Raw genomic sequence first — 21,450 nt, forward strand, 5'->3', positions numbered from 1 at the left:
AATACATAAATATATATATATTACTATGATAGTATTAGTAAATAATTTATTAATAAATTAAATTTATATATTACTTATTTGAAATTAATGAAAAAACATTGAAATGGTTATCTAAAAATATAATATTGACCATATTGTAATATAAATTCTTTAATTGTTTAAAATGTATTGCATAATTCACTTTGCCAGAATTTCAATTCAATGTAAATCTTCTGTAAAGTGAAATACAGGGATTAATTAGCTTTTATTACACCGGCATACCACTACCTTATAGTTTATTAGACACAAAACAATTATATTAACAATGATCAATAGAGATACTTTAGTAATATCTAATCCAGGAACAGGAAAAACAACCATGATTTCCAATGAAGTTATTAATCTGATTAAAGAAGGGGTAAAACCGGAAAAAATACTCTGCATCACATTTACAAACAATGCAGTGGGAGAACTCCAGAAAAGCATTGACAAATTGCTAATTGACAATAAAATTAAGAATGTAACTGCATATGATGTAAACATTTACACATTCCATGCACTGGCATTCCAGGAACTTTTCCAATCAAAGGCGGAAAAAAATATAGTCTCATATAATATTGCAAGGTACCTTATATATAAGAAACTCAGGGACCTTGAGGCATTCAATTATGGAAGGGAGTATGTTATAGAAGATATTGTCCCTAAACTGGAAAATGCAATCAGATACATAAAAAGCTTCGGAATTATGCCGGTGGATATAGCAAAAAACAGGGATATTATAATGGAATCGCTGAGAAAAAAATACAACTCCGGAATTGTAAGAAATATTGGCCTTGAGGAGGAAGAGTACCTGTTTGATTATTTCTACCAGGCATTTAATTATTATGAGGAAAATAAAGAAAATCCGGATTTCAATGATTTATTGTTTCAATTCCAGAAACTGGAAGATAAAAAAACATACGAATATGTTTTTGTTGATGAATTGCAGGATGTTAACGATATAGAATCCAGAATTGCAATGTCTACAGGAAATGTGAAATTTCTGGTGGGCGATAGGAAACAGTCCATATTCGGATTTCAGGGGGGCGCATTATCAGTATTTAACTCATTGATTGGAAACAGCGGAATAGAGAAGAAAGACCTGAAGATTAACTACAGAAGCACTGAAACCATACTGGCTTACTCGAAACAATACTATTTAAAATTCGAAAATGATGTACCGGAACTTGAAAATTTCAGGGGAACGAATAAAAATGGGAATAAAGTAAAAATTGTTGAAGTAGATTCTCCAGAAGAATCTGTCATGGAAATTATAAATAGCATTCCAGTGTCCAGTGGCAACATAGGAATCATAGCAAGGACAAATTCACAGATAGATACTATATCTTCACTTCTGGATAGATATAGTATTGATTATTCAAGTGATTCAAATGTACACACAATAAACCAGGCAAAAAAAGATATAACCGCATTTTTAAAGGGTATTCTATATGATCGCCCGGATGATATAATTAATGCCATGGTAACACCATTTTCTGGCATATCGCTGAAAGAGGCTTTCAAAATTGCTGAATCACTTAGAAGTGAAGAAAACACAATTGATTTATTTGACAGTTCAAATCCATTTTTCTCATTGAGAAATAAAGAACTATCCAGGGAAAATATAATGGACCTCTTCGAAAGCAGAATATTCCCTATTGCATCGTCAATAAGCAGGGAATATTTCCTTACAGCTGCTACCGTAAAATCATCAATAGGTGAATTTTTTGATGCGGAACGTGATTACACACGGAAAAATTTCTTCGATTTTCTGGATTTATCGTATTCTGAAAATTCTAGCAAATCTGGCAATTCAAGGATAATCCTTACCACAGTGCACAAGGCCAAAGGTCGCGAATTTGACAATGTAATATATCTACCAAAAAAGCCGAGAAAATCAGATACATACATAGATATTATTGTATCTTCTATAATAGAGGAAATAAAACGGATCAACGTTGATGATGAACTTAAAAACGAGAGCGTCAGAATAGACTTTGTGGCTTTTACAAGGGCAAAAGAGGAGCTCTGGGTGTGTACAAATCGCAGGGAAGCACCGAATTACCTTATACCTGAATATTCTGAAATGGTTGCCTATGAGAATATTCCCGAGAAACAGGAAGTTACGGTACCGGGAAAATACAATGAAGCATATTTACAGTTCGTATCAGGTGATTATAATGGCGCTAAGGAGACCCTTTCCAGCAAGGAAAACTGGCTAAAGAATATAATCTACGAATTTTTCCAGAATAAGAATGTCCTCTCATTTTCTCTTATAAGCATTGAAAACCCGTTTTTCATGCTAAAGAACAATATATTGAAGCTCAATGAAAAAACAGATGCTCTGTATTACGGATTAAATGCCCATGAAATGGCGGAATCACTTTATAAAAATGAAATAAAAAATGAACTTCTTGGCAATGTGGATAAACAGATACTCTCAAACATAGAATCTGTTGTAAACCAGATAAAATCAGGTTTTAATATGGAGCAGATTGAGGCAGAAGTTTCAGCAATAGCCAGGATAAACCAGATGTTTGAGGAGTTTTCTGGTCAACCTGATAATATTATGTTTTTCGGCAAAATTGATGCCGTTTTCAGTGACGGAAAGAAATATGTTATCCTGGATTACAAGACGGATAAAACCATAGAAAAAGCATCGCACCACAGAGTACAGTTATTAGCATATAAAATCCTCTATTCTATAAAAAATAATATCAACCCTGAAAATATAGATACTGCCATAGGGTATATTAGCATGAGAGGAAAAATAAACACACATGAGAATACATCAGGCCTAATTTATAAACAACCGGACAAGCGTTCTGAAGATTCATTGAAAAAATATATATCAAAATTCCTTGAGTATAAAAGCAATCCGGATAAATTTATTGAGGACTATCTTAAGCAACCCAGTGAAGATACATTATATGAAAGATTAGCAGAACTTCTAAAATAACTGCTATTTCTATCTATTCATAATGTGCATAGATTTTGTAGCTATTTCCTCACTACTTTTATGATGGCAGTATTGAGATAAATATTGTATGCATTAAGAAATTTTTTTGTTCCTTATAGTTTCAATATTTTTCCCCTGATTAAATCTGAATTTTGCGGACCATACTCAATTTCACATGGGGTTTATTGCAATATCCTCAAACTGCTTAACTCCTACAATAAAAGAAAAGTATTATTACTGCAAATATATAGTATTAAAAATGGATATTGTAAATCCCGACAACAATTCATTAACTTCAGGAATCCAGGAAGCAATAGATTCCAGTAAATCTGGTTATATATTTCTCTCACCTGGAGAATATCATATAAAAACCCAGCTAATTATAAAGAGTGGAACAATGTTAATTTCCAATAATAAGTCAATCCTGGTTAATGATATGAAAAATAAATATATCCCTTTTATCGTGGTGGAACAATACTCAGATATAAAATATCTCATTCTGAATTCGAATAACAAATCCGGAATATCCATAGGGAAAGACAATGCAAATAATTCCATAAATATAGATTATATTAAAATATACAATACAGGGAATGGCCCTGATAATAGAATTATTAAAGCAATAGAAATAAATGGCTTCAATATTATCATCAACAATATAGATATCTACCTGGGCAATATAGGCTTAAGCCTCGAAAATGCATCAGATATAAGAATAAAAGAGTTGCAGGTAGTTAACTGTTCGACGGGGATAAGGATGTTTAATGCGAATAATATAAGCATCAATAATTTTTCTATTGATTCTTGCCAGTACACAGGAATGCAGATAGACTCGACACAGAATTCATATTTTCAAGGAACCGTATGGAATAACGATAAGGCTTATATTAATAATAATGAGTATGGTATTTTAATTGGAAAATATAGCAGAGATATGAATAATATATTAAAAATTGATGTGCGGATAAGGGACACGGGAAAAACAGCATTGCATATATCAAATTCAATGAATATAAACATCGATGCAATAATAAGCAATAGTGAATACCACAAAATTGAAAAAGGTATATACTACGGCGAAAATATTAAAAACATAAATATAAACGGAATAATTGATAACGTCCCTGCGCCAACTCTTGGGAAATTAAATGGAAAGAGCAATATAGTAATGTAATACAATGAAAATACATTCATTCTGTATAAATTATTAACAATAAAACTTATAGCTCAACACAGAAATATCAATTTGTCGGATATGCCATAAGTGGATGTAACCCATGAACTTTATTCTGAATACGTAGGCAAGAAAGACTTCATGTAATAGACGTTAACATTAGAGTGAAACAAAGGCAAACATTCACTTCCTCAGAAAGGGGTTTGAGAAATTTTAAAAATGGAACCAAAAATGGAAATGAAGGACAAATTAAATATGACCGCAGTACATTTTGAATATTATATATTTTAATGCAGGAAATAATGTTATATTAATTGAATGAAATAAAGCGGCACATTTTGAATTTATATCTATCTTTTCTAACTATAAATGGGCCCGACCGGATTTGAACCGGTGATCACCGCCTTGTAAGGGCGGTATCATAACCACTAGACTACGAGCCCGTAGAGGATAAGTCTATAATGATATAATAATTTTTATGTCTGTCCTTTAAAATATATATTTTATTTATTTTATATTATAATGAAGCTATTAAATATGAATATAATATTTTGAATATAATGCCGGGCAAGATAATGGTATCTGGGGAGGTATTCCTGGATGGTGTTAAATCTGATGATGCGATAATTTTCATTCATGTAAAGGGATATGGCCGCGCAAGGGTTACACATATCGATATAGAAAGCATGACATTTAAAAAGATATTATTGCCAAGGCATAGCGATTATCCTGAAATTAACTGGAATTCAGAGAAAGTCAATATACCTGTAAAAGGACATGAACTCATACTCATAAGCACCACACTTGGGAAACTCATGAAATTTCATGGAAATTTATATGTGCGCGGCAAGGGAAAAGGGATATTTTTTGGTCTTCATAGAGAGCAGATAAAAACTATTGAGGAATATGCCTCTAAGCTTGGCATTCCCCCAAAAATAACTAAAAAGATTTAGAAAAGTCCTTTTTTAAATTTCTGTGTTACTTCTGTTGCCTGTATGTCCCATGTTGGTTTCATTGATTTTGCTGTTTCCATCAAATGGTCGAGTGTATCAACATCCCATCTGCATACTGCCTGGTTTTCCTTATCTGCCAAGAAAAGCTCTTCAAGTTTTAATCCTGCAGGCAATTTCTTTGATTTTGCCATATCCATTATGGTTGTTGCAAACTTCATAACCTGATCTTTCTGTTCATCCTTCCATTTATGCACTACTATTACTTCTGTCATATATCTATATCACAACGTAAATATTTAAATGTTCCTATAATTTAAGTTAATTACAGAAATCGCCATAAATTTTATGTGCCGCTGTTTTCACCATACATCTTAAAAATCTTTATTTAGTATTGTTAATTATTAGTAGATTACTTTGGTACTCAATTTAATTATAGCAGAAAAAATGGATGCCGGAAGGCGTATATCGTACATTCTCTCGGATAAAACATCGAAGCAGAAAAAAACTAAGAACATCAGTTATATAGAATTTGAAAGGAACAATGAGCAGAATATCATGGTCTCATTAAGTGGGCATATACTAGGAGCTGATTTTCCAGAAGAGTTCAAAGATTGGGTTAAATCTGACCTTGATAAGCTTATAGACTCCAATATTATCTATAAAGTTACCAACCAGAGGGCATATTCTGCATTGAAATCATTTTCAGGCATTGATAATATCATTATAGCTACTGACTATGACCGTGAAGGAGAACTTATAGGAGTCGAGGCATTAAAATTTATAGAGCCGGGTTATACAAACATCAGGCGTGCCAAATTCAGTGCATTGACATCACAGGAGGTAAAGGATGCCTTTGACAATCTTCTTGATGTAAATTACGGGCTTGCAGACTCGGCCAAGGCAAGGGAAGAGATAGACCTGCTCTGGGGTGCTGTCCTCACAAGGTTCTTTTCTGTAACAAGCAACCGGCTCTGGAAAGATTTTATCTCTGTGGGAAGGGTACAGACGCCAACACTGGCATTGATAGTTGAAAGGGAAGAAGAAATAAAAAGCTTTGTGCCGGAAAAATATTTTGTCATAAATGTTACATTCAATAAGGGAATAGATTTCCAGGGCGTATATGAAAAAAATATAAAAGACGAAGATGAAGCAAATAAAATTTTTAATGCAATAAATGGGAATGATGGAATAGTAAAATCATATAAAAATGAGAAAAAAGAGGTATATAAGCCCCCACCATTCAGCACAACAGATTTCCTGAGGGAAGCATCCAGAATAGGGGTTACACCCTCAAATGCTATGAAAATAGCCGAAAAGCTCTATATGAGCGGGCTTATAAGCTATCCAAGAACTGACAATACAGTTTACCAGCGGTCCATACCACTTAAAAGCATAGCCCAAAAATTTGAAGGGACTGAATTTGATACTGAAGCAAAGATGGTACTGGGGCAGGAAAAGATTTATCCATCCAGGGGCAAGGTTGAGACTACAGACCACCCACCAATATACCCTGTTTCATATCCGAAAAAGGCCCTTACAGGTGCATATAAAAATATCTATGAATTGATAGTAAGAAGATTTTTAGCCACATTGTATAAAAATGCAGTTATAGAAAAATCTGATGCGGATATTGACATAAAAGGTTACAATTTTAAAGTGTCGGGCGAAAAAATAATAGACAACGGATGGTTTGATATTTACAAATACAGAAAATTAAGAGAGTCCAAACTCCCGGAACTGGTAATAGGGGAAACAGTAAAAGGAAAAAAATGGGATATGGAAGAAAAGTATACAGAGCCTCCAAAGAGATACGATGTGGCATCCCTGCTTAAACTCATGGAATCATTGAATCTCGGAACAAAAAGCACAAGGCATGACATTATACAGAAGCTCAATGACAGGAACTTTGCAACAGGCAATCCCTTAAGGCCAACGCCACTGGGTATAGGGTTCATAAAATCTATAACAACTATCGATTCAGATATTGCAAAGCCTGATATGACTGCCGAGCTGGAAAAAGAGATGGATAAAATAGCAGAAAACCAGAAAAAATTAGATGATGTTGTCAATGACTCAAGAAATATGCTTCACAGTGCGTTAAAAGGTTTCAGGGGAAATAAGGAAGAAATTAAAGAAACAATTACATCATATGCTAACAAGGGCGATTCTATAGGGACATGCCCGCTGGATGGAGGAGAAATATCACTGGTTAAATTCAGGAATTTTTCAAAAATAAAGTGCTCAACCGAAGGCTGCAAAATCAATTTTAACCTTAACGCCACCGGGCTCGTACAGATGACGGATAAAAGATGTGATGTATGTTCCCTGCCAATTATAAAGATTATCAGGAAAGGGCAATCCCCCGAATATAGATGTGTCGATCCGAATTGCGAATATAACAGAAAAAAGCTTTCTGTTGGAAAATGCCCCTCTGATGATGGTGACCTCATAATCAGGCAATCCAGGTATGGAAAGCGGTTTCTGGGATGCTCCAACTATCCTAAATGCACCGTAACATATCCACTTCCCCAGAAAGGTGTGATAATGCCAACAGGAGAAATATGCCGGTACTGTGGCGCACCATTGCTTATAATGGTTAATGGAAAGAGAAAATGGAAATTTTGCCCGAATATGAAATGTGAATACAACAGGAAGGATAAAGTTGAAAAAAGCGAATCAGAGAATAAATAGTGAGCTGTTCGGCATTCTGCTCTTCATAGTTTCAACAGCATTTGCACTGTACCTGGCATTTAACCTTGACCAGATTTCCGGCATAGCTGCAGAGTCAAATGGCATATCATTTATCTTTGTTATATACTATATAGTTTTCATTGTCATTTTTACTGCTGCGGCACTTTACATAATTAAAAAACATGCAAAGATAATGAAAGCAATATTTATTGTACTTGTACTATACATGATTTTCCTGGTGTCATCCATAGTTGCAGGAATAGTTGCTGTGAATCTTCCTGAATATTATGCAATAATTGCTATAGTAACAGGTTTCTTTGCATACATGTTGATATTCCGGAATGAATGGTATATCACAGATGCTGCAGGGCTTATTATGATATCCGGGGCAGCGGCTATACTGGGCATACTTCTCAGGCCTTATATTGCAATAACTTTGCTGGTAGTTTTCGCTGTGTATGATTATATATCAGTTTATAAAACGAAGCATATGGTAACACTTGCTAAGGCGGCGATTGACAATCAGTTTCCACTTATGTTCACCCTTCCATCTCAAGGTGGAATCAAAATTAAAGACCTTACATTCGATAATCGCGGCACACATTCTGTAATAATGCTGGGGTTTGGAGATATGGCAATTCCTGAACTATTAATTATCTCCTCTGCAATATACAATCCACTCCATATTGCATTGTTTATTGCACTTACCCTGGCAGGGGCACTCTCTGCCCTTGGATTTCTTTTCTTTTTTAACCATGGAAAACCTGCGCCAGGGCTTCCTTATATCAATACTGGAGTTATAATTGGCTTCCTCATTGCATTTGCAGTTGTAGCGATTTAATGAAGGAAAACCCGCTTTCCGGTAAAGTATAATGGTATTTTATATTCATTGCACCTTTTTATTACATCATCATCCCTTATGGACCCACCAGGCTGTATGATAGCGTCTATTCCATTCTTATAGCATTCAATGACCGAGTCGTCAAATGGAATGAATGCGTCAGAAGCCAGCACTGAACCCTTTACATTGCTATTGCCCCTTTCTATAGCTATTTTTAATGATTCTATCCTGGATGTTTGCCCTGCACCAATTCCAACGGTTGTCCTGTTCTTTGCAAGTACCATAGCATTGCTCTTTGCATGTGCAACTACCTTCCACGCAAATTCCAGGTCTGCAAGTTTTTCCTTTCCTGCTTCTGCCGTTGATTTCAATTCCAGATTGTCATACCTGTAGTCCAGCCTTGACTGCACAAGTACACCTCCAGATACCGAATAAATTGCTTTTTCAGGGTCATGATCCATGGAACATTTCAGTATTCTCATATTCTTTTTCTTTTTTAACAGGTTCAATGCATCTGTATCATATTCAGGGGCTATAAGTACCTCAATGAATTTTTTTTGCATTTCCTTTGCTGTATCCATATCAAGCTTCCTGTTCAGGGCAACTACAAATCCATAAGCTGATTCAGGGTCTGCATTGTATGAATTGATAAAGGCTTCTTTCAATGTGCCTGCACTGGATACGCCTGATGGAGTCCTGTGCTTTACTATTACGGATGTAATATCCTGAAAATCCTGTACTGTTTCCAGTGCTGCATTGGCATCCAGTATATTATTATATGATAATTCTTTGCCGTTTAACTGTATGGAATTCGGTATGCCATATTTTTCATTTACCTTAAACATATATGCTTCCTGGTCTGGATTTTCCCCATATCTCAGATCTGTCCTATCGTAGCCATGTATAAATAATTCCTCGGGCTGCCTATCATTTAATTTTCTGTACAGCTTGTTGTATATCTGGATATCATAATCTGCAGATCTTGAGAATGCCCTTAACCCCAGTATTTCTCTGGTTTTCATATCAATTTTCCCATTCTTTTGAAGAACATCTTTTACCATGCTGTAATCATCCGGATGTGAAAGTACTGCAACATTTTTGTAATTCTTTGCAGCTGCCCTTATAAGCGACAAGCCACCTATGTCTATATTTTCTATCATTTTCTCAAGATCATCTGTTTTAGACGCCTCAACGAATGGATATAAATTGCATATTACCATGTCAAAATCTTTATAATGATATTTTTCCAGCTGCATATTGCTTTCACTGTCACGTTTTGAAAGTATTCCTGAAAAGATTGCGGGATGCAGTGTTTTTACACGCCCGCCAAGAAGATCGTCGAACCCCGTAAGATTTGATGAATTATTTGCTGCAATATTATTATCTTTGAGGTATTTTACTGTGCCTTCTGTCCCATATATCTCATCAATATGGTCCTTTATTGAACTTAAAAAATTAACCAGGCCTGTCTTGTCATAGACGCTTATGAGAATTCTCATATTACCCTATTAAAAAATGTTTTAAATATTTATTGCAGAGGTTATCATATTTATCTCCGGGTTACAATAATTATTTCAGGGGATTGACCAGAACAAATGCATATTTAATTTTATTCCATAGATTTATAATTAAGGGCAATATGTATTTAATATGTCAAACTCGGAAATAGCTGGGATTTTTGAAAATTTATACAATATTTTAAGCATTGATGAAAAAACAAAATTTGAAGCCCTGGCATACCAGAGGGTGGCAAGGGAATTGCAATCAATGCCGGATGATGTTTCTGATCTCTATGATAAATATGGCATTGATGGATTAATGAAAATTCCCGGTGTTGGCAAGGGAATCACACAGCATATAATAGAATACCTGAAAACCGGAAAAATAGAAAAATATGAAAAAATTAAAAGTGAATACCCTATTGATTTTGGAGATTTATTCCGGATAGAAGGATTAGGGCCTAAAAAAGCAATATTACTGTATAAAAAGCTCGGCATAAAAAATTTAAATGATTTAAAAAAAGCTGCAGAAGAACATAAAATAGCAGATATCCCCGGCTTTGGGAAAAAAAGCGAAGAATTAATATTAAAGAATATTTCAATGCTGGCTTCGTTGCACGGTAGAATTTTGCTTGCCCAGGGATTAAATGAGGCAAGAAAAATCATTTCATATTTAACAAAAAGTGATTTTATAGACAGATGCTTTATCGCCGGGTCAACAAGAAGAATGAAAGAGACTCTGGGGGACATTGATATACTGGCAACATCGAAAGATAGCAAAAAAACTATGGATTTATTTATAAATTTTGAGGATGCAAGGTCAGTAGTGGTAAAAGGTGAGACAAAAACAACAATTCTATTAAGCACCGGTGTTACCTGCGACCTGCGTGTTATCAACGATGTAAGCTCTGGTGCTGCATTGCAATATTTTACTGGCAGCAAAGACCACAATATAAAGATAAGAAAAATAGCAATAGGCAATAATTATAAGTTGAATGAATACGGCCTCTTTTATAATGATAGCAATATAGCAGCCGGTAAGGATGAAAAATTCATATACAACAGGCTAAATATGGATTATATACCTCCAGAAATGCGTGAAGACCGTGGTGAGATAGAACTGGCATTGCAACACAGGGTACCGGAATTAATAAGTTTAAATGACATAAAGGGAGATTTGCATTTGCATACAAAGGAAAGCGATGGCCTGAACACAACGGAAGAGATGGTTAATGCTGCACTGGAAAAGCGTTATGAATATATTGCAATGACAAACCACACAAAAAATCTAAAAATAGCCCATGGAATGGGAGATCAGGATTTTATCAAATATTTTGATACAGTAGATAAATTAAATCAGAAATATAAGATAAAAATATTGAAAGGCGCAGAAGTTGATATCTTAAAGGATGGCTCACTGGATTTAAAGGATGAAACACTGGGACAGATGGATTGCGTAATTGCTTCTGTCCATATGAATACCTCAATGGGAAAGGAAGATATGACACAGAGAGTAATAAACGCAATAAAAACTGGTAAGGTAAATATCCTGGGGCACCCAACCGGAAGGTTGATTAATAAAAGACCGCCATATGAAATAGATTTAGATGAGGTCTCAAAATACTGTGAAAAATATAAAACTGCACTGGAAATTAATTCCTCTCCGGAGAGATTAGATTTAAACGATGAAAACATTCTAAAAACCTCGAAGTACAATGTTTATTATTCAATAAACACGGATTCGCATAACATTTACGGGTATGATTTTATGGAATTGGGCGTTGGAACCGCAAGAAGGGGATGGCTCGGAAAGGAAAAAGTAATAAATACAATGGATTTAAATGGCCTGATGAAGTTTTTAAAAAAATAATTATTTAATAAACTGCATCTTAATTGTTTATTTTAATAACCATGAATATTTTTCAGGAATTTAGGAATTGCCAGGGATTTTATAGTTAAATCTATATTCGTCCACTAACTAATATTTAAATAAATCCTGGTTATCAAATTTTATGAAAGTCTTTTCGTCTAAAAAAAGATTCATAGTAGGGATAATTGTTGCAATAGTTATAATCTCAATGATCTCAGTGTCCATAGGGCCTTTGCCACCGACTAATAAACTGCTAAATCCTTCAAAAGGTATTTATTCTATTCCACCGGAGTATAAAACCGGTGCTAAATATATGAATATTACTTACAATGGTAAAACAGCAGAGGTAATAACTTTCCAGGAATCTGATGGGTTTATAGGCGTATATAGCAACCATAACTGGTCGTTATATTATGAACAGGGCTATTTAGAAGCAAAATACAGGCTTGCACAGATGGTTTTCATCAAGAAGGAAGCACAGGGCACTTTGTCCCAGCTTGTTGGCAAAAGTGAATTATCATCAGATATATTTTCAAGGGAATTGATGGATTGCCAGATAGCTAAATCTGAAGTAAACAACCTTTCAAAAACCTCTTACACCTATATGGCAACCAGCAACTTTGTCTCAGGTATAAATTCATATATAAACAATTTGAGCTATGGAAATACGCCACTGCTTTTTAAACTGCTCAATTATAAGCCTAATGATTTTAACATAACCAATATCTTTGCAATACAGCAAACTTTTCTGTGGGAAAACAGTGCAGGAGGCTTTGAGCCGCTTTACTTCCAGTATGCATTGCAGAAAATGCCTGAAAACATTATAAAAGCACTGTATCCGGCATACCAGGCAGGAATACAAAACCCCATTGTGCCTTATCAATGCAATCCCGGAATTTACAACGAAACAGGCGATATTAACAATTTAACATTATACACTCCATCTGTGCATATCCCGGTAAACATTAGCAGCATACCTGCATTTTCATCGCCAACATCACTTGCATTTCCATCCTCAGAAAGTTTCAGCAACGACTGGGCAGTCAATGGGGTAAAAACAGACAATGTTTCAGCTTTGCTTGCAAATGACCCGCATCTCACAACAAGTGTGCCATCAATATGGATAGGTTTCCAGCTTGTATCTCCAGGCATGAACGTAATCGGAGTTGTGTTCCCTGGTTTTCCAGGTGTAATTCTCGGGCATAATAGCTATATAGCATGGGGTGCAACTAACGGGCAGACACAGGAAACTTACTTCTATGCTGAAGAAACATCCGGTGCACATCCATACAGTTACTATTCCAACGGAAGCTGGGCAAAATTCACAGTTATAAATGAAACAATAAATGTGAAGGATTCAAAGCCATATAATCTACAGCTGGAAGTTGCAGACAATGGGGTTGTGGTTGACAATGATTCCGGAACAAAAATTGCCATGGACTGGACAGGTTTATCTCCGAGTTATGAGCTTACATTTTTCCTGCATATAGACAGGGCACATACAGTATCGCAGTTCAGGGACAACCTTACACAATATTTCAAGGTTGCAATACAGAACTGGGCAGTTGCAGGTTCAAAGGGCAATATCGGCATATTCCCGTATGGAGATTATCCTGTCATAGAATCAGGCAATCCCAGAGGTGTATTAAATGGAACCGGCAGGTCAAACTGGGTGGGCTTTATACCATTGAAATATGAGCCGTCCTTATACGACCCGGCAAGGGGATTTGTATTCTCTGCTAACCAGATAACTGTTTCGCCTGGTTATCCATATTACACGGGCTGGCTTTATGAAACAGGGCCACGTGCAAATGAGATATATTCACTGTTAAATTCAACTTCCGGGTTTAATACGTCAAAAATGGAAAAAGTACAGTTGTCGGTACATGATTATTCAACCAATATTTTCCTGAAGCCCCTGTTGAAATCCATAGAGAAATACTATGGAAATACAGAAATATATAATGAATTGGCGTCATGGAACGGAGATATGGATATTAATTCTTCAGCAGCAAGTGTTTTCCATTTCTGGGAACATAATATAGTAAACGATACTTTCCTGCCATACATGGAAGAATACGGAATAACTTCTCAGGATGGATTATATAACATATCATTCTTCCTTGGTAGCGATGTAACATACCATGGCCCCCTGATGGAAGACCTGGTAAACTGGACAATTAATTCTCCGGATTCAGCGTACTTCAATAACCCTTTGAATGGCAATGTTGAGAATTTTTCATCGCTGGCACTGCACGCATTTAACCAGACAATAAATGAGCTTAATAAAAAGTATGGCACAATATCATCGAAATGGGACTGGGGCAATATTCATACAAGGTATTTATCCAGCTTCTTTGGCATAAATACATTGAATACAAAGGAAATCCCGGCGGCTGGAAATGGAAATACAATAAACGCAGCATACGGGCTTACATCCAATTTTGGCCCCTCATGGAGGCTTGTTGTGAATCTTTCAAATCCTGCAAAGTCCGTAGGCATATATCCCGGTGGCGTCTCTGAAAACCCATTGAGCAGTTATTATTCAAACAACTTCATACCGTGGAATAACGGTGTCTATTATACATTAATTCCAGTAAATATGCCGGAACAATTTTATCAGGGGTACGGTGGTCAAAAATGAATGATAAATATTTTAATATATATGGAATATTCATATTAATTGTAACTGCCTTTTTGCTAGGATATTATGGTTACTGGTATTTGCAAATTGTACCTGCAATTATAATCGGCTATTTCATGGTTAGGAAAATTTCATATATAGTTTTAGCAGGCGTAGCCTCAATGCTTGGAATTTTTATAGCTTTAATACCATCCTATGCCACAAGGATCAGGGGTGCGGCATTAGCGTCCAGCATAGCGGGAATTCCATTTTACCTGGTAATACTGTTAACCTTCCTGATTATATTTGCCATAACAATAACGGGATTGCTAATAGGCTCGTCAATTAATAAATAATTGCCAGGAAGTGTATTTAATATATTTTATTTCTATAATTTATTCAAAATACTTTTATACCATATAGGAATTAAATAATTATGGAAATATTTAAAAAAGAGAGAACTATTGATACTACTAAAAATCTTCCTGACCTGATTAAAGCCTTTTCACAATACCTTACAGATAATAAATGGAGGGTTCAGAGCAATGTCCAGGCAGACAAAGCAATACTGCAGGCACAAAAGTTTGGAATATTAAGGGGATTGATTGCAGCTGACAGGGCACTTACATTTCTATTTACATCGGACGGGTCACAGGTTAAAGTCCAGGTTGGAGTCGGTAAATTGCTGGGCGATATTGCCGTAACAGCTATAGAGGTTATCCTCCTTTCAGAAATTTTCATAGTTGTCGATGTCCCTGAAATAGCATGGTCAGACCATGTAGAAAAAGAGTTGCTTGATGAGTTGCAGAACATAGCCACACAACAATAACACAGTATCCTGAAAATTTTTATCTTTTAGTTCATAATATACTATAAATGGACGATAATAAACTCACAAAATTTTTAACATCAGCAAAATTAAATGGCTATAGCTCCGGAAATGCTTATTCTAAGGGGAAAATTGCCGGAACACTGGAATTTTCATTTAAAGATGGTAAATTGAAATATGCAGACATTTATTCTGGAACTGTATCATTTATCGGGCAAGAAACTGTATTTGACAATAATATTCCACAGTGGGGTATGGTATATTACGGTGCAATCCTGGATGACAGCTATGACTCAAAAGAGGTCCATGATTTTCTCCGGAGTGCCCTAAGGACTATGCCGGAAAGCCTGCCCTTGAGAGGAAAGGATGTTTTCTCAAATAATAAATTTACATACAAAAATGCCAGTGAAGGGGATATAGGGCATTTTATGGGATATGAAGAAATTGAAGAAGCTGATAATGTTATTTATGAAATGCATTATTCAGGCGGTTATATCCTCTGAATTGAAATTATTTTAACCATGTTGAAATGTTTAACCGGGAACCTTCAAAATGATTCATGGTAATATTTATGAATAGCCAGTAATTTCTATATCCTGAAGACAAAAGGTTTAAAAACTTATACCTATGTGAGGCTTATGGAGTCACAATTAAAAGTTGAAAGAAATATCCAGGTAGAGGCAATAAAGCAGAGCCCTACAATGAGCAGGGAAGTTGAAATTGTGGAGAGAAAGGGAATTGGGCATCCGGACAGCGTTGCGGATGGAATTGCCGAGTCAGTAAGCAGGGCATTGAGCAAATATTACTTAAAACAATACGGCAGGATATTACACCATAATACAGATCAGGTAGAGGTAGTAGGAGGACAGGCAGATCCTAAATTCAAAGGAGGAAATGTTCTAGACCCCACATACATATTATTAAGTGGGCGTGCTACTGCATCCGTTGGAAACGAGAGAATTCCTGTAAAATCACTGGCAATTAAGTCAGCAAAAGATTACTTGAGAGAGCATTTCCCGGATCTTGACATAGATTCAGATGTAATGATAGATTCAAGAATAGGAAATGGATCCGTGGATCTTAGAGGATTATATGATACAAGGAAATTCAAAGCAAATGACACCTCTTTTGGAGTTGGATTTGCACCGTTCACCGATACAGAGACACTTGTAAAACTTACTGAGAAATATATAAACGGTGACCTTAAGAAATCATTGCCAGCAATAGGATATGATATAAAGGTAATGGGATTCAGGAAAGGAAGGACCATAAACCTTACAGTGGCAGCAGCATATGTGGATAAATATGTTAAAGACCCTTCAGAATATTATTCCATAAAGGATGAACTTGTAAGCAAGATAAAGGATAATGCAGTAAAATACACAGATGAGGACGTTCAGGTATTTGTAAATACTGGAGATGTCCAATCAGACAGCGTTTATTACCTTACTGTTACAGGGCTTTCCATGGAGAATGGAGATGATGGCTCTGTAGGAAGAGGAAACAGAGTCAATGGGATAATTACACCTTACAGGCCAATGAGTATGGAAGCTGCAGCAGGGAAAAATCCTGTAACCCATGTGGGAAAGTTGTATAATGTACTGTCAAACCAGATAGCAGACAAAGTGGTAAAGGAAGAGGGAGGAGATATAAAGGAAGTCCTTGTAAGGATAGTTTCCCAGATAGGAAGGCCTGTAGACGAGCCTCATGTTGCATCTTTACAGCTTATCTACGAAGACAATGTTGACCCTTCAAAACATAAGAACAATATAAGGGCAATAGCAGATGACAAACTGGCACACATAGACCAGCTCACCCAGATGTTTGTTGACGGAAAAGCAGACGTCTTCTAAAATTTTATATTATTTTCCACATAAGGTAAGCATCGGATAAATCCGAGTAATAATTTTTTAATGTTGAAATAATAGAGAAACCATTCCTTTTGTAAAATTTTATTCCATTTTCATTGTCAGTGCGCACTTCCAACCTTACTGTTGACAGCCCGGCACGGACCATGACATTTAACTCCTGTGTCAACAGTGCCTTGCCTATGCCTGCAAACCGGAATTCCTGCCTAACGGCAAACAGTAAAATTCTGCCTTCCGTGCCGGAATATTTAGCTCCAATAATAAAACCAACTACAGAATCAAAATTGTCGTACACTATAAATGCCTGGGGCCATGCCCTGTAAAGGTCAAGTATCAGAGATTTAGTATAGTACTCGGACAATGAGCACTTTATTATTTCCATGATAGTCTCACTATCTTTTATTTCGAATCCTCTGGGGTAACCAAAAAATGAGTTGCCTGCGGCCATATAAGCCATATATAGGTATAAAATATTATAATGTTTCCAATTATACTATGAACCTTGGGATGACAAGCATTGCAAAGAACAGGTTGAAAAGTACTATAGAAGCCATTCCCACATAAAGATAGTTTTTGTCATCAAAAAATGAAAGCCAGCCTATAAACACCACAGTGATAGGTGTGAATATGAGAACCCACAGTCCTACTGTTATAAAATAAAGGCCATCTATTGCAGAAAGGCCTGATACTATCTTGCTCAGCGATACTGATTTTGAATCTATTCCATGTGCCAGTGCGTAATTATAATTGGACATCTGAGATAGTGTGAATCCATCTCCCCCATTCTTCGCAAACAGTATTATGACACCAACTATAATAAAAGAAACGCTTATCATTACTCCAGCTTTAAGGAAATAACTAATTATTATTTCATCGTCGTGATTTTTCATTGACCTTCCCCCACTCTTTCCTTTTAGAGTTGTAATATAGAAGCGATATTAAGACTATAGATATTATAACAGATATAAAGAACTGTATCATCAATGAGAATGTGATCAGGAAATTTATCAGGTGGAGCCCTTTAAACACCATATCGAACCCCAGGAATGATAGGATTGCGAAGAATATCCATCTTATGTTCTCATTAGAAATTTTTACAAGCACCTTTGCCCCGAAAAATGCCCCTATTAAAACACCTATTGCCGTCGCTGCAGCTATGAATAGATTTATATATCCTTCATACCAGTATATTGAACTCCCTGTTGCTGCGGTTATTCCTATCATAAAATTGCTTGATGTTGTTGTAACCTTCATGGGAAGGTTCATTGCCCAGTCCATCCCCAGGACTTTCAATGCACCAGAGCCAATTCCGAGTAGCCCTGACACAAACCCTGCAAAAAACATTACTATTTCTCCAAGCCACCATCTAATCCCATGATATTTTATTGTTTTTCTCAACCTTTCATCATAATAAGATCCGGTAAGCTGGAATAACTTTGTGCTCCAGTCCGGTTTTGTTTCAGGTGGAACTTCCTTTCCAATTTTTTTAATTGTTGGTATTAATGAAAATAAAAGCACAAGCCCGAAGATAACGTAAACGGACCATATCAATGCGTGCTTATCAATAAAAACTAATGTAAGCGACCCAACTATTGCCCCTGTGGTGGTAGCAATTTCCAATCCTATTCCTATCTTTATATTGGCTATTTTTTTCTTTGTGTATGCGCTTGCAGACCCTGCAGATGTTGCTATAGTAGAAATAAGGCTAGCACCGGCAGCAAAGATAAAAGGAATGCCATAGAATAATGTCAGCACAGGAACCAGTACTGTTCCTCCTCCAAGTCCCGTTAATGATCCAATGAATCCTGCAATAATAGAACCGAAAACTATAGTTAGGAATTTCAATGCTATTAAAAGTAAAGTCATTTACACTTTATTACATTACTATATTTATTATTTATCAAAGGAAATTATATATATCCTGTTTTAAATTATTGATAGTGTATATAAATTGCTGTAATTTCAAAAAGTTGCTGTAACATCATGATCTACGTACATGTTAATATTAATTCTGCCGGTGACCTATTCCTGTTTGATATCTTTCATTATTAATAAAACCGGCCTTAACAATAATTTTCTGTTGAAATGATCATATCTTCTTCATCCCTTTGAATTCGATATTTGATCTCCTGGCACGTATTTTGTTCTCTGCCTTCTCTGATTGTACTCATTAAATGCCCTGTAATTGTACATTGTATACTATTACAAACATTTCTGAAGTTTTGCCATGATCCTTATTCAATAAAAGACCAGGGGCGGTTAAATATAGCTATTTCTCCTCAGAATCCTGTCTTGCGACCTTCATCACAGATGACTGCTTCTTCAGTGGTATTCATAGGAAAAGTATATGGATATAGAGGGAGTAAACAAATAATAATGTTATTTATATTTCATGGAAAATAAGATAAATTGTTTAATATATATACGTTGTATATTAATTTATAGAAAATAAGATAAATTGTTTAATATATATACGTTGTATATTAATTTCTTTGCAATCAAGTGAACATGTTCCTGCATTTACACATATTTAACTGTCCATCTTGATTGATTAATTTATATGCCTAAAAAGGAAAATCTCAAGAGAGATATTGGTTTAGTAGGGCTTGTCGGAATTGGTGTTGGTGGGGTTATAGGATCAGGTATTTTTGCCCTGCCGGCAATTATGGGAGCTGTTGCGGGGCCGGGATTTGTCATATCAGTTGTTGCTGTTGGAATCATTATACTTATTCTGGGGCTCATTTATGCCGAACTGGGATCAACATACACCATGACCGGTGGGCCCTATTCCCTTCCAAGGAAAGCGCTTGGGAATGATACAGGATTCGTGCTGGGTTGGGGATATTTTATATATGCTTTTACAGGGACTGCTGCCATAATAGATATATTTATTACATACCTTGGATTTTATGTTCCTGGACTCTCAGTAGGGCTTGTGCTTACACCACTGGGCATAGGGATATCTCTAGTCGCACTGGCTATATTTACAATAATAAATGTATTTGGAGTTAAATTTGGGGCTTTGTTCTCTGTGATTACAACAATAGGCAAGATAATACCGCTGGTAATATTTGCGGTAATTGGGTTTTTAGTCTTCAAAATTGCAAATTTCACCCCATTCCTGCCCTATGGCCTTGGTGGCCTTGGACTGGCAATGGCACTTGACTTTTTCGCATTTACAGGGTTTGAAAGTGTTGTAATACCCTCAGGAGAGGTTAAGAATCCTTCAAAAGTCATACCAAGGGCAATGATATTTACAATATTAATAGTTATAGCAGTCTATGCTATAATGTCTATTGCATTCACGGGAATGTTCAACTGGAGCGCTGCCGGGATACCAGTAGGAGATTGGGGAGCTATTGGGAATCTTTCATCCCCATTTGCAACAGCGGCTGACTCTATAGGGCTTCCTGTACTGGCAGCGATCGTGGTAGCTGGTGTTATAATAAGCACACTTGGGGCAGGGGAGGACTGGGTGCTTCTTCAAGCAAGGATACCCTATGCAATGGCAGACAACGATCTTTTCTGGGCACCTATGGGCAAGGTCAATGAAAAGTATAAAACCCCTCAGAACGCATTAATATTCTCATCGGTTCTCACAGGAGTGACGATGATACTGCTCCCCTCGTTTCCGGAGGTTGCACTTCTCGCATCAATCACAACACTGGTGCCATATGCAGCCGCCGCATTGTCGCTGCCCATCCTGAGAAAAACCGATAAGGATACAACACGGCCATTCAAGCTATATGGTGGAACAATTTTTGCATTCTTTGGTTTTGTTCTGAGCACTTTTTTGATATACTTTGCATCATGGCCATGGACAATAATTGGAGGAATTCTGATTCTAATAGGTTATGTGCTTTACATATTCGTGAAAAAGGAAAAAACATTTGAATTAAAGAGGAACCTCTGGCTAATAGTGTATCTTGTCGGTATAGTTGTAATATCCTATATCGGAAGCAAGACGTACATATATGATAATATCCTGCCCATAGCCCCGCTGGGAATATTAAATTCACCATACGATTTGATAACACTCGGGATCTTTGCCTCAATAATATTTGTATGGGCATATTTTGAAAATATAAAGTACAAGCCCCTGGCTGACCAGGTAGAATAAAAAAG

Annotated in this window: 17 protein-coding genes and 1 tRNA gene; 12 read left to right on the forward strand and 6 right to left on the reverse strand. The window is 36.1% G+C overall.

What is annotated here, in order from left to right; translation table 11 throughout:
• The first annotated feature begins 304 nt into the window (after nucleotides 1-304).
• Nucleotides 305-2,977: an ATP-dependent DNA helicase gene (locus tag FACI_RS01965; RefSeq protein WP_009886422.1), complete on the forward strand. Its 2,673-nt coding sequence runs from the start codon at nucleotides 305-307 to the stop codon at nucleotides 2,975-2,977.
• A 259-nt stretch (nucleotides 2,978-3,236) separates the two neighbouring features.
• Complete coding sequence (locus FACI_RS01970; protein WP_148285710.1) at nucleotides 3,237-4,151, forward strand: hypothetical protein; 915 nt, start codon at nucleotides 3,237-3,239, stop codon at nucleotides 4,149-4,151.
• A 370-nt stretch (nucleotides 4,152-4,521) separates the two neighbouring features.
• On the opposite strand, the gene FACI_RS01975 is transcribed toward FACI_RS01970, so the two are convergent.
• A tRNA-Val gene (locus tag FACI_RS01975) sits at nucleotides 4,522-4,594 on the reverse strand.
• 132 nt (nucleotides 4,595-4,726) lie between these two features.
• Here FACI_RS01975 and FACI_RS01980 point away from each other — a divergent pair.
• Complete coding sequence (locus FACI_RS01980) at nucleotides 4,727-5,104, forward strand: transferase (protein WP_238553356.1); 378 nt, start codon at nucleotides 4,727-4,729, stop codon at nucleotides 5,102-5,104.
• Here the strand turns inward: FACI_RS01980 and FACI_RS01985 are convergent.
• A complete protein-coding gene (locus FACI_RS01985) occupies nucleotides 5,101-5,376 on the reverse strand; it encodes a hypothetical protein (protein ID WP_009886425.1) in 276 nt (91 codons plus the stop codon). The two genes, FACI_RS01980 and FACI_RS01985, sit on opposite strands and share 4 nt — an antisense overlap.
• A 142-nt stretch (nucleotides 5,377-5,518) precedes the next feature.
• Between FACI_RS01985 and FACI_RS01990 the strand changes: the two genes are divergently transcribed.
• A complete protein-coding gene (locus FACI_RS01990; protein WP_084593828.1) occupies nucleotides 5,519-7,795 on the forward strand; it encodes a DNA topoisomerase I in 2,277 nt (758 codons plus the stop codon).
• The gene (locus tag FACI_RS01995; protein WP_201800965.1) at nucleotides 7,767-8,636 is read left to right on the forward strand and encodes a presenilin family intramembrane aspartyl protease PSH; all 870 of its coding nucleotides are present in this window, start codon (nucleotides 7,767-7,769) and stop codon (nucleotides 8,634-8,636) included. The genes FACI_RS01990 and FACI_RS01995 overlap by 29 nt, the downstream gene beginning before the upstream one ends.
• On the opposite strand, the gene purH is transcribed toward FACI_RS01995, so the two are convergent.
• On the reverse strand, nucleotides 8,633-10,135 hold the full coding sequence (gene purH / locus FACI_RS02000) for a bifunctional phosphoribosylaminoimidazolecarboxamide formyltransferase/IMP cyclohydrolase (RefSeq protein WP_009886428.1): 1,503 nt from the start codon (nucleotides 10,133-10,135) through the stop codon (nucleotides 8,633-8,635). The two genes, FACI_RS01995 and purH, sit on opposite strands and share 4 nt — an antisense overlap.
• A gap of 151 nt (nucleotides 10,136-10,286) precedes the next feature.
• Between purH and polX the strand changes: the two genes are divergently transcribed.
• From polX to FACI_RS02030, 6 genes are all read left to right on the forward strand, one after another.
• Nucleotides 10,287-12,005: a DNA polymerase/3'-5' exonuclease PolX gene (gene polX / locus FACI_RS02005; RefSeq protein WP_009886429.1), complete on the forward strand. Its 1,719-nt coding sequence runs from the start codon at nucleotides 10,287-10,289 to the stop codon at nucleotides 12,003-12,005.
• A gap of 142 nt (nucleotides 12,006-12,147) precedes the next feature.
• Nucleotides 12,148-14,649 carry a penicillin acylase family protein gene (locus FACI_RS02010; protein WP_009886430.1) on the forward strand — a complete coding sequence of 834 codons (2,502 nt, stop codon included), beginning with the start codon at nucleotides 12,148-12,150 and terminating at the stop codon, nucleotides 14,647-14,649.
• Complete coding sequence (locus FACI_RS02015) at nucleotides 14,646-14,984, forward strand: hypothetical protein (RefSeq protein ID WP_009886431.1); 339 nt, start codon at nucleotides 14,646-14,648, stop codon at nucleotides 14,982-14,984. Before FACI_RS02010 ends, FACI_RS02015 begins: the two co-directional genes overlap by 4 nt.
• Before the next feature lie 80 nt (nucleotides 14,985-15,064).
• The gene (locus FACI_RS02020) at nucleotides 15,065-15,457 is read left to right on the forward strand and encodes a hypothetical protein (RefSeq protein WP_009886432.1); all 393 of its coding nucleotides are present in this window, start codon (nucleotides 15,065-15,067) and stop codon (nucleotides 15,455-15,457) included.
• 47 nt (nucleotides 15,458-15,504) lie between these two features.
• Entirely contained in the window at nucleotides 15,505-15,960 is a 456-nt protein-coding gene (locus FACI_RS02025; RefSeq protein ID WP_009886433.1) for a DUF5680 domain-containing protein, read from the forward strand.
• A 135-nt stretch (nucleotides 15,961-16,095) separates the two neighbouring features.
• Nucleotides 16,096-17,310, forward strand: a complete 1,215-nt coding sequence (locus FACI_RS02030) for a methionine adenosyltransferase (RefSeq protein ID WP_019841393.1) — start codon at nucleotides 16,096-16,098, stop codon at nucleotides 17,308-17,310.
• Between the two features lie 4 nt (nucleotides 17,311-17,314).
• Here the strand turns inward: FACI_RS02030 and FACI_RS02035 are convergent, their stop codons facing one another.
• Genes FACI_RS02035 through FACI_RS02045 form a run of 3 tightly spaced genes read right to left on the reverse strand, consistent with a single transcriptional unit; the run spans nucleotide 17,315 to nucleotide 19,191 of the window.
• Nucleotides 17,315-17,782, reverse strand: coding sequence for a GNAT family N-acetyltransferase (locus FACI_RS02035; protein ID WP_009886435.1), 468 nt, complete (start codon nucleotides 17,780-17,782; stop codon nucleotides 17,315-17,317).
• A 31-nt stretch (nucleotides 17,783-17,813) separates the two neighbouring features.
• Nucleotides 17,814-18,215, reverse strand: a complete 402-nt coding sequence (locus FACI_RS02040; protein ID WP_009886436.1) for a DUF1634 domain-containing protein — start codon at nucleotides 18,213-18,215, stop codon at nucleotides 17,814-17,816.
• Nucleotides 18,196-19,191, reverse strand: a complete 996-nt coding sequence (locus FACI_RS02045; RefSeq protein ID WP_009886437.1) for a sulfite exporter TauE/SafE family protein — start codon at nucleotides 19,189-19,191, stop codon at nucleotides 18,196-18,198. Before FACI_RS02045 ends, FACI_RS02040 begins: the two co-directional genes overlap by 20 nt.
• 694 nt (nucleotides 19,192-19,885) lie before the next feature.
• On the opposite strand from FACI_RS02045, the gene FACI_RS02050 reads away from it, so the two are divergent.
• Complete coding sequence (locus tag FACI_RS02050) at nucleotides 19,886-21,445, forward strand: APC family permease (protein WP_009886438.1); 1,560 nt, start codon at nucleotides 19,886-19,888, stop codon at nucleotides 21,443-21,445.
• The last annotated feature ends 5 nt before the right edge of the window (nucleotides 21,446-21,450 follow it).

This window comes from Ferroplasma acidarmanus Fer1 (assembly GCF_000152265.2).
Taxonomy (GTDB): Archaea; Thermoplasmatota; Thermoplasmata; order Thermoplasmatales; family Thermoplasmataceae; genus Ferroplasma; species Ferroplasma acidiphilum.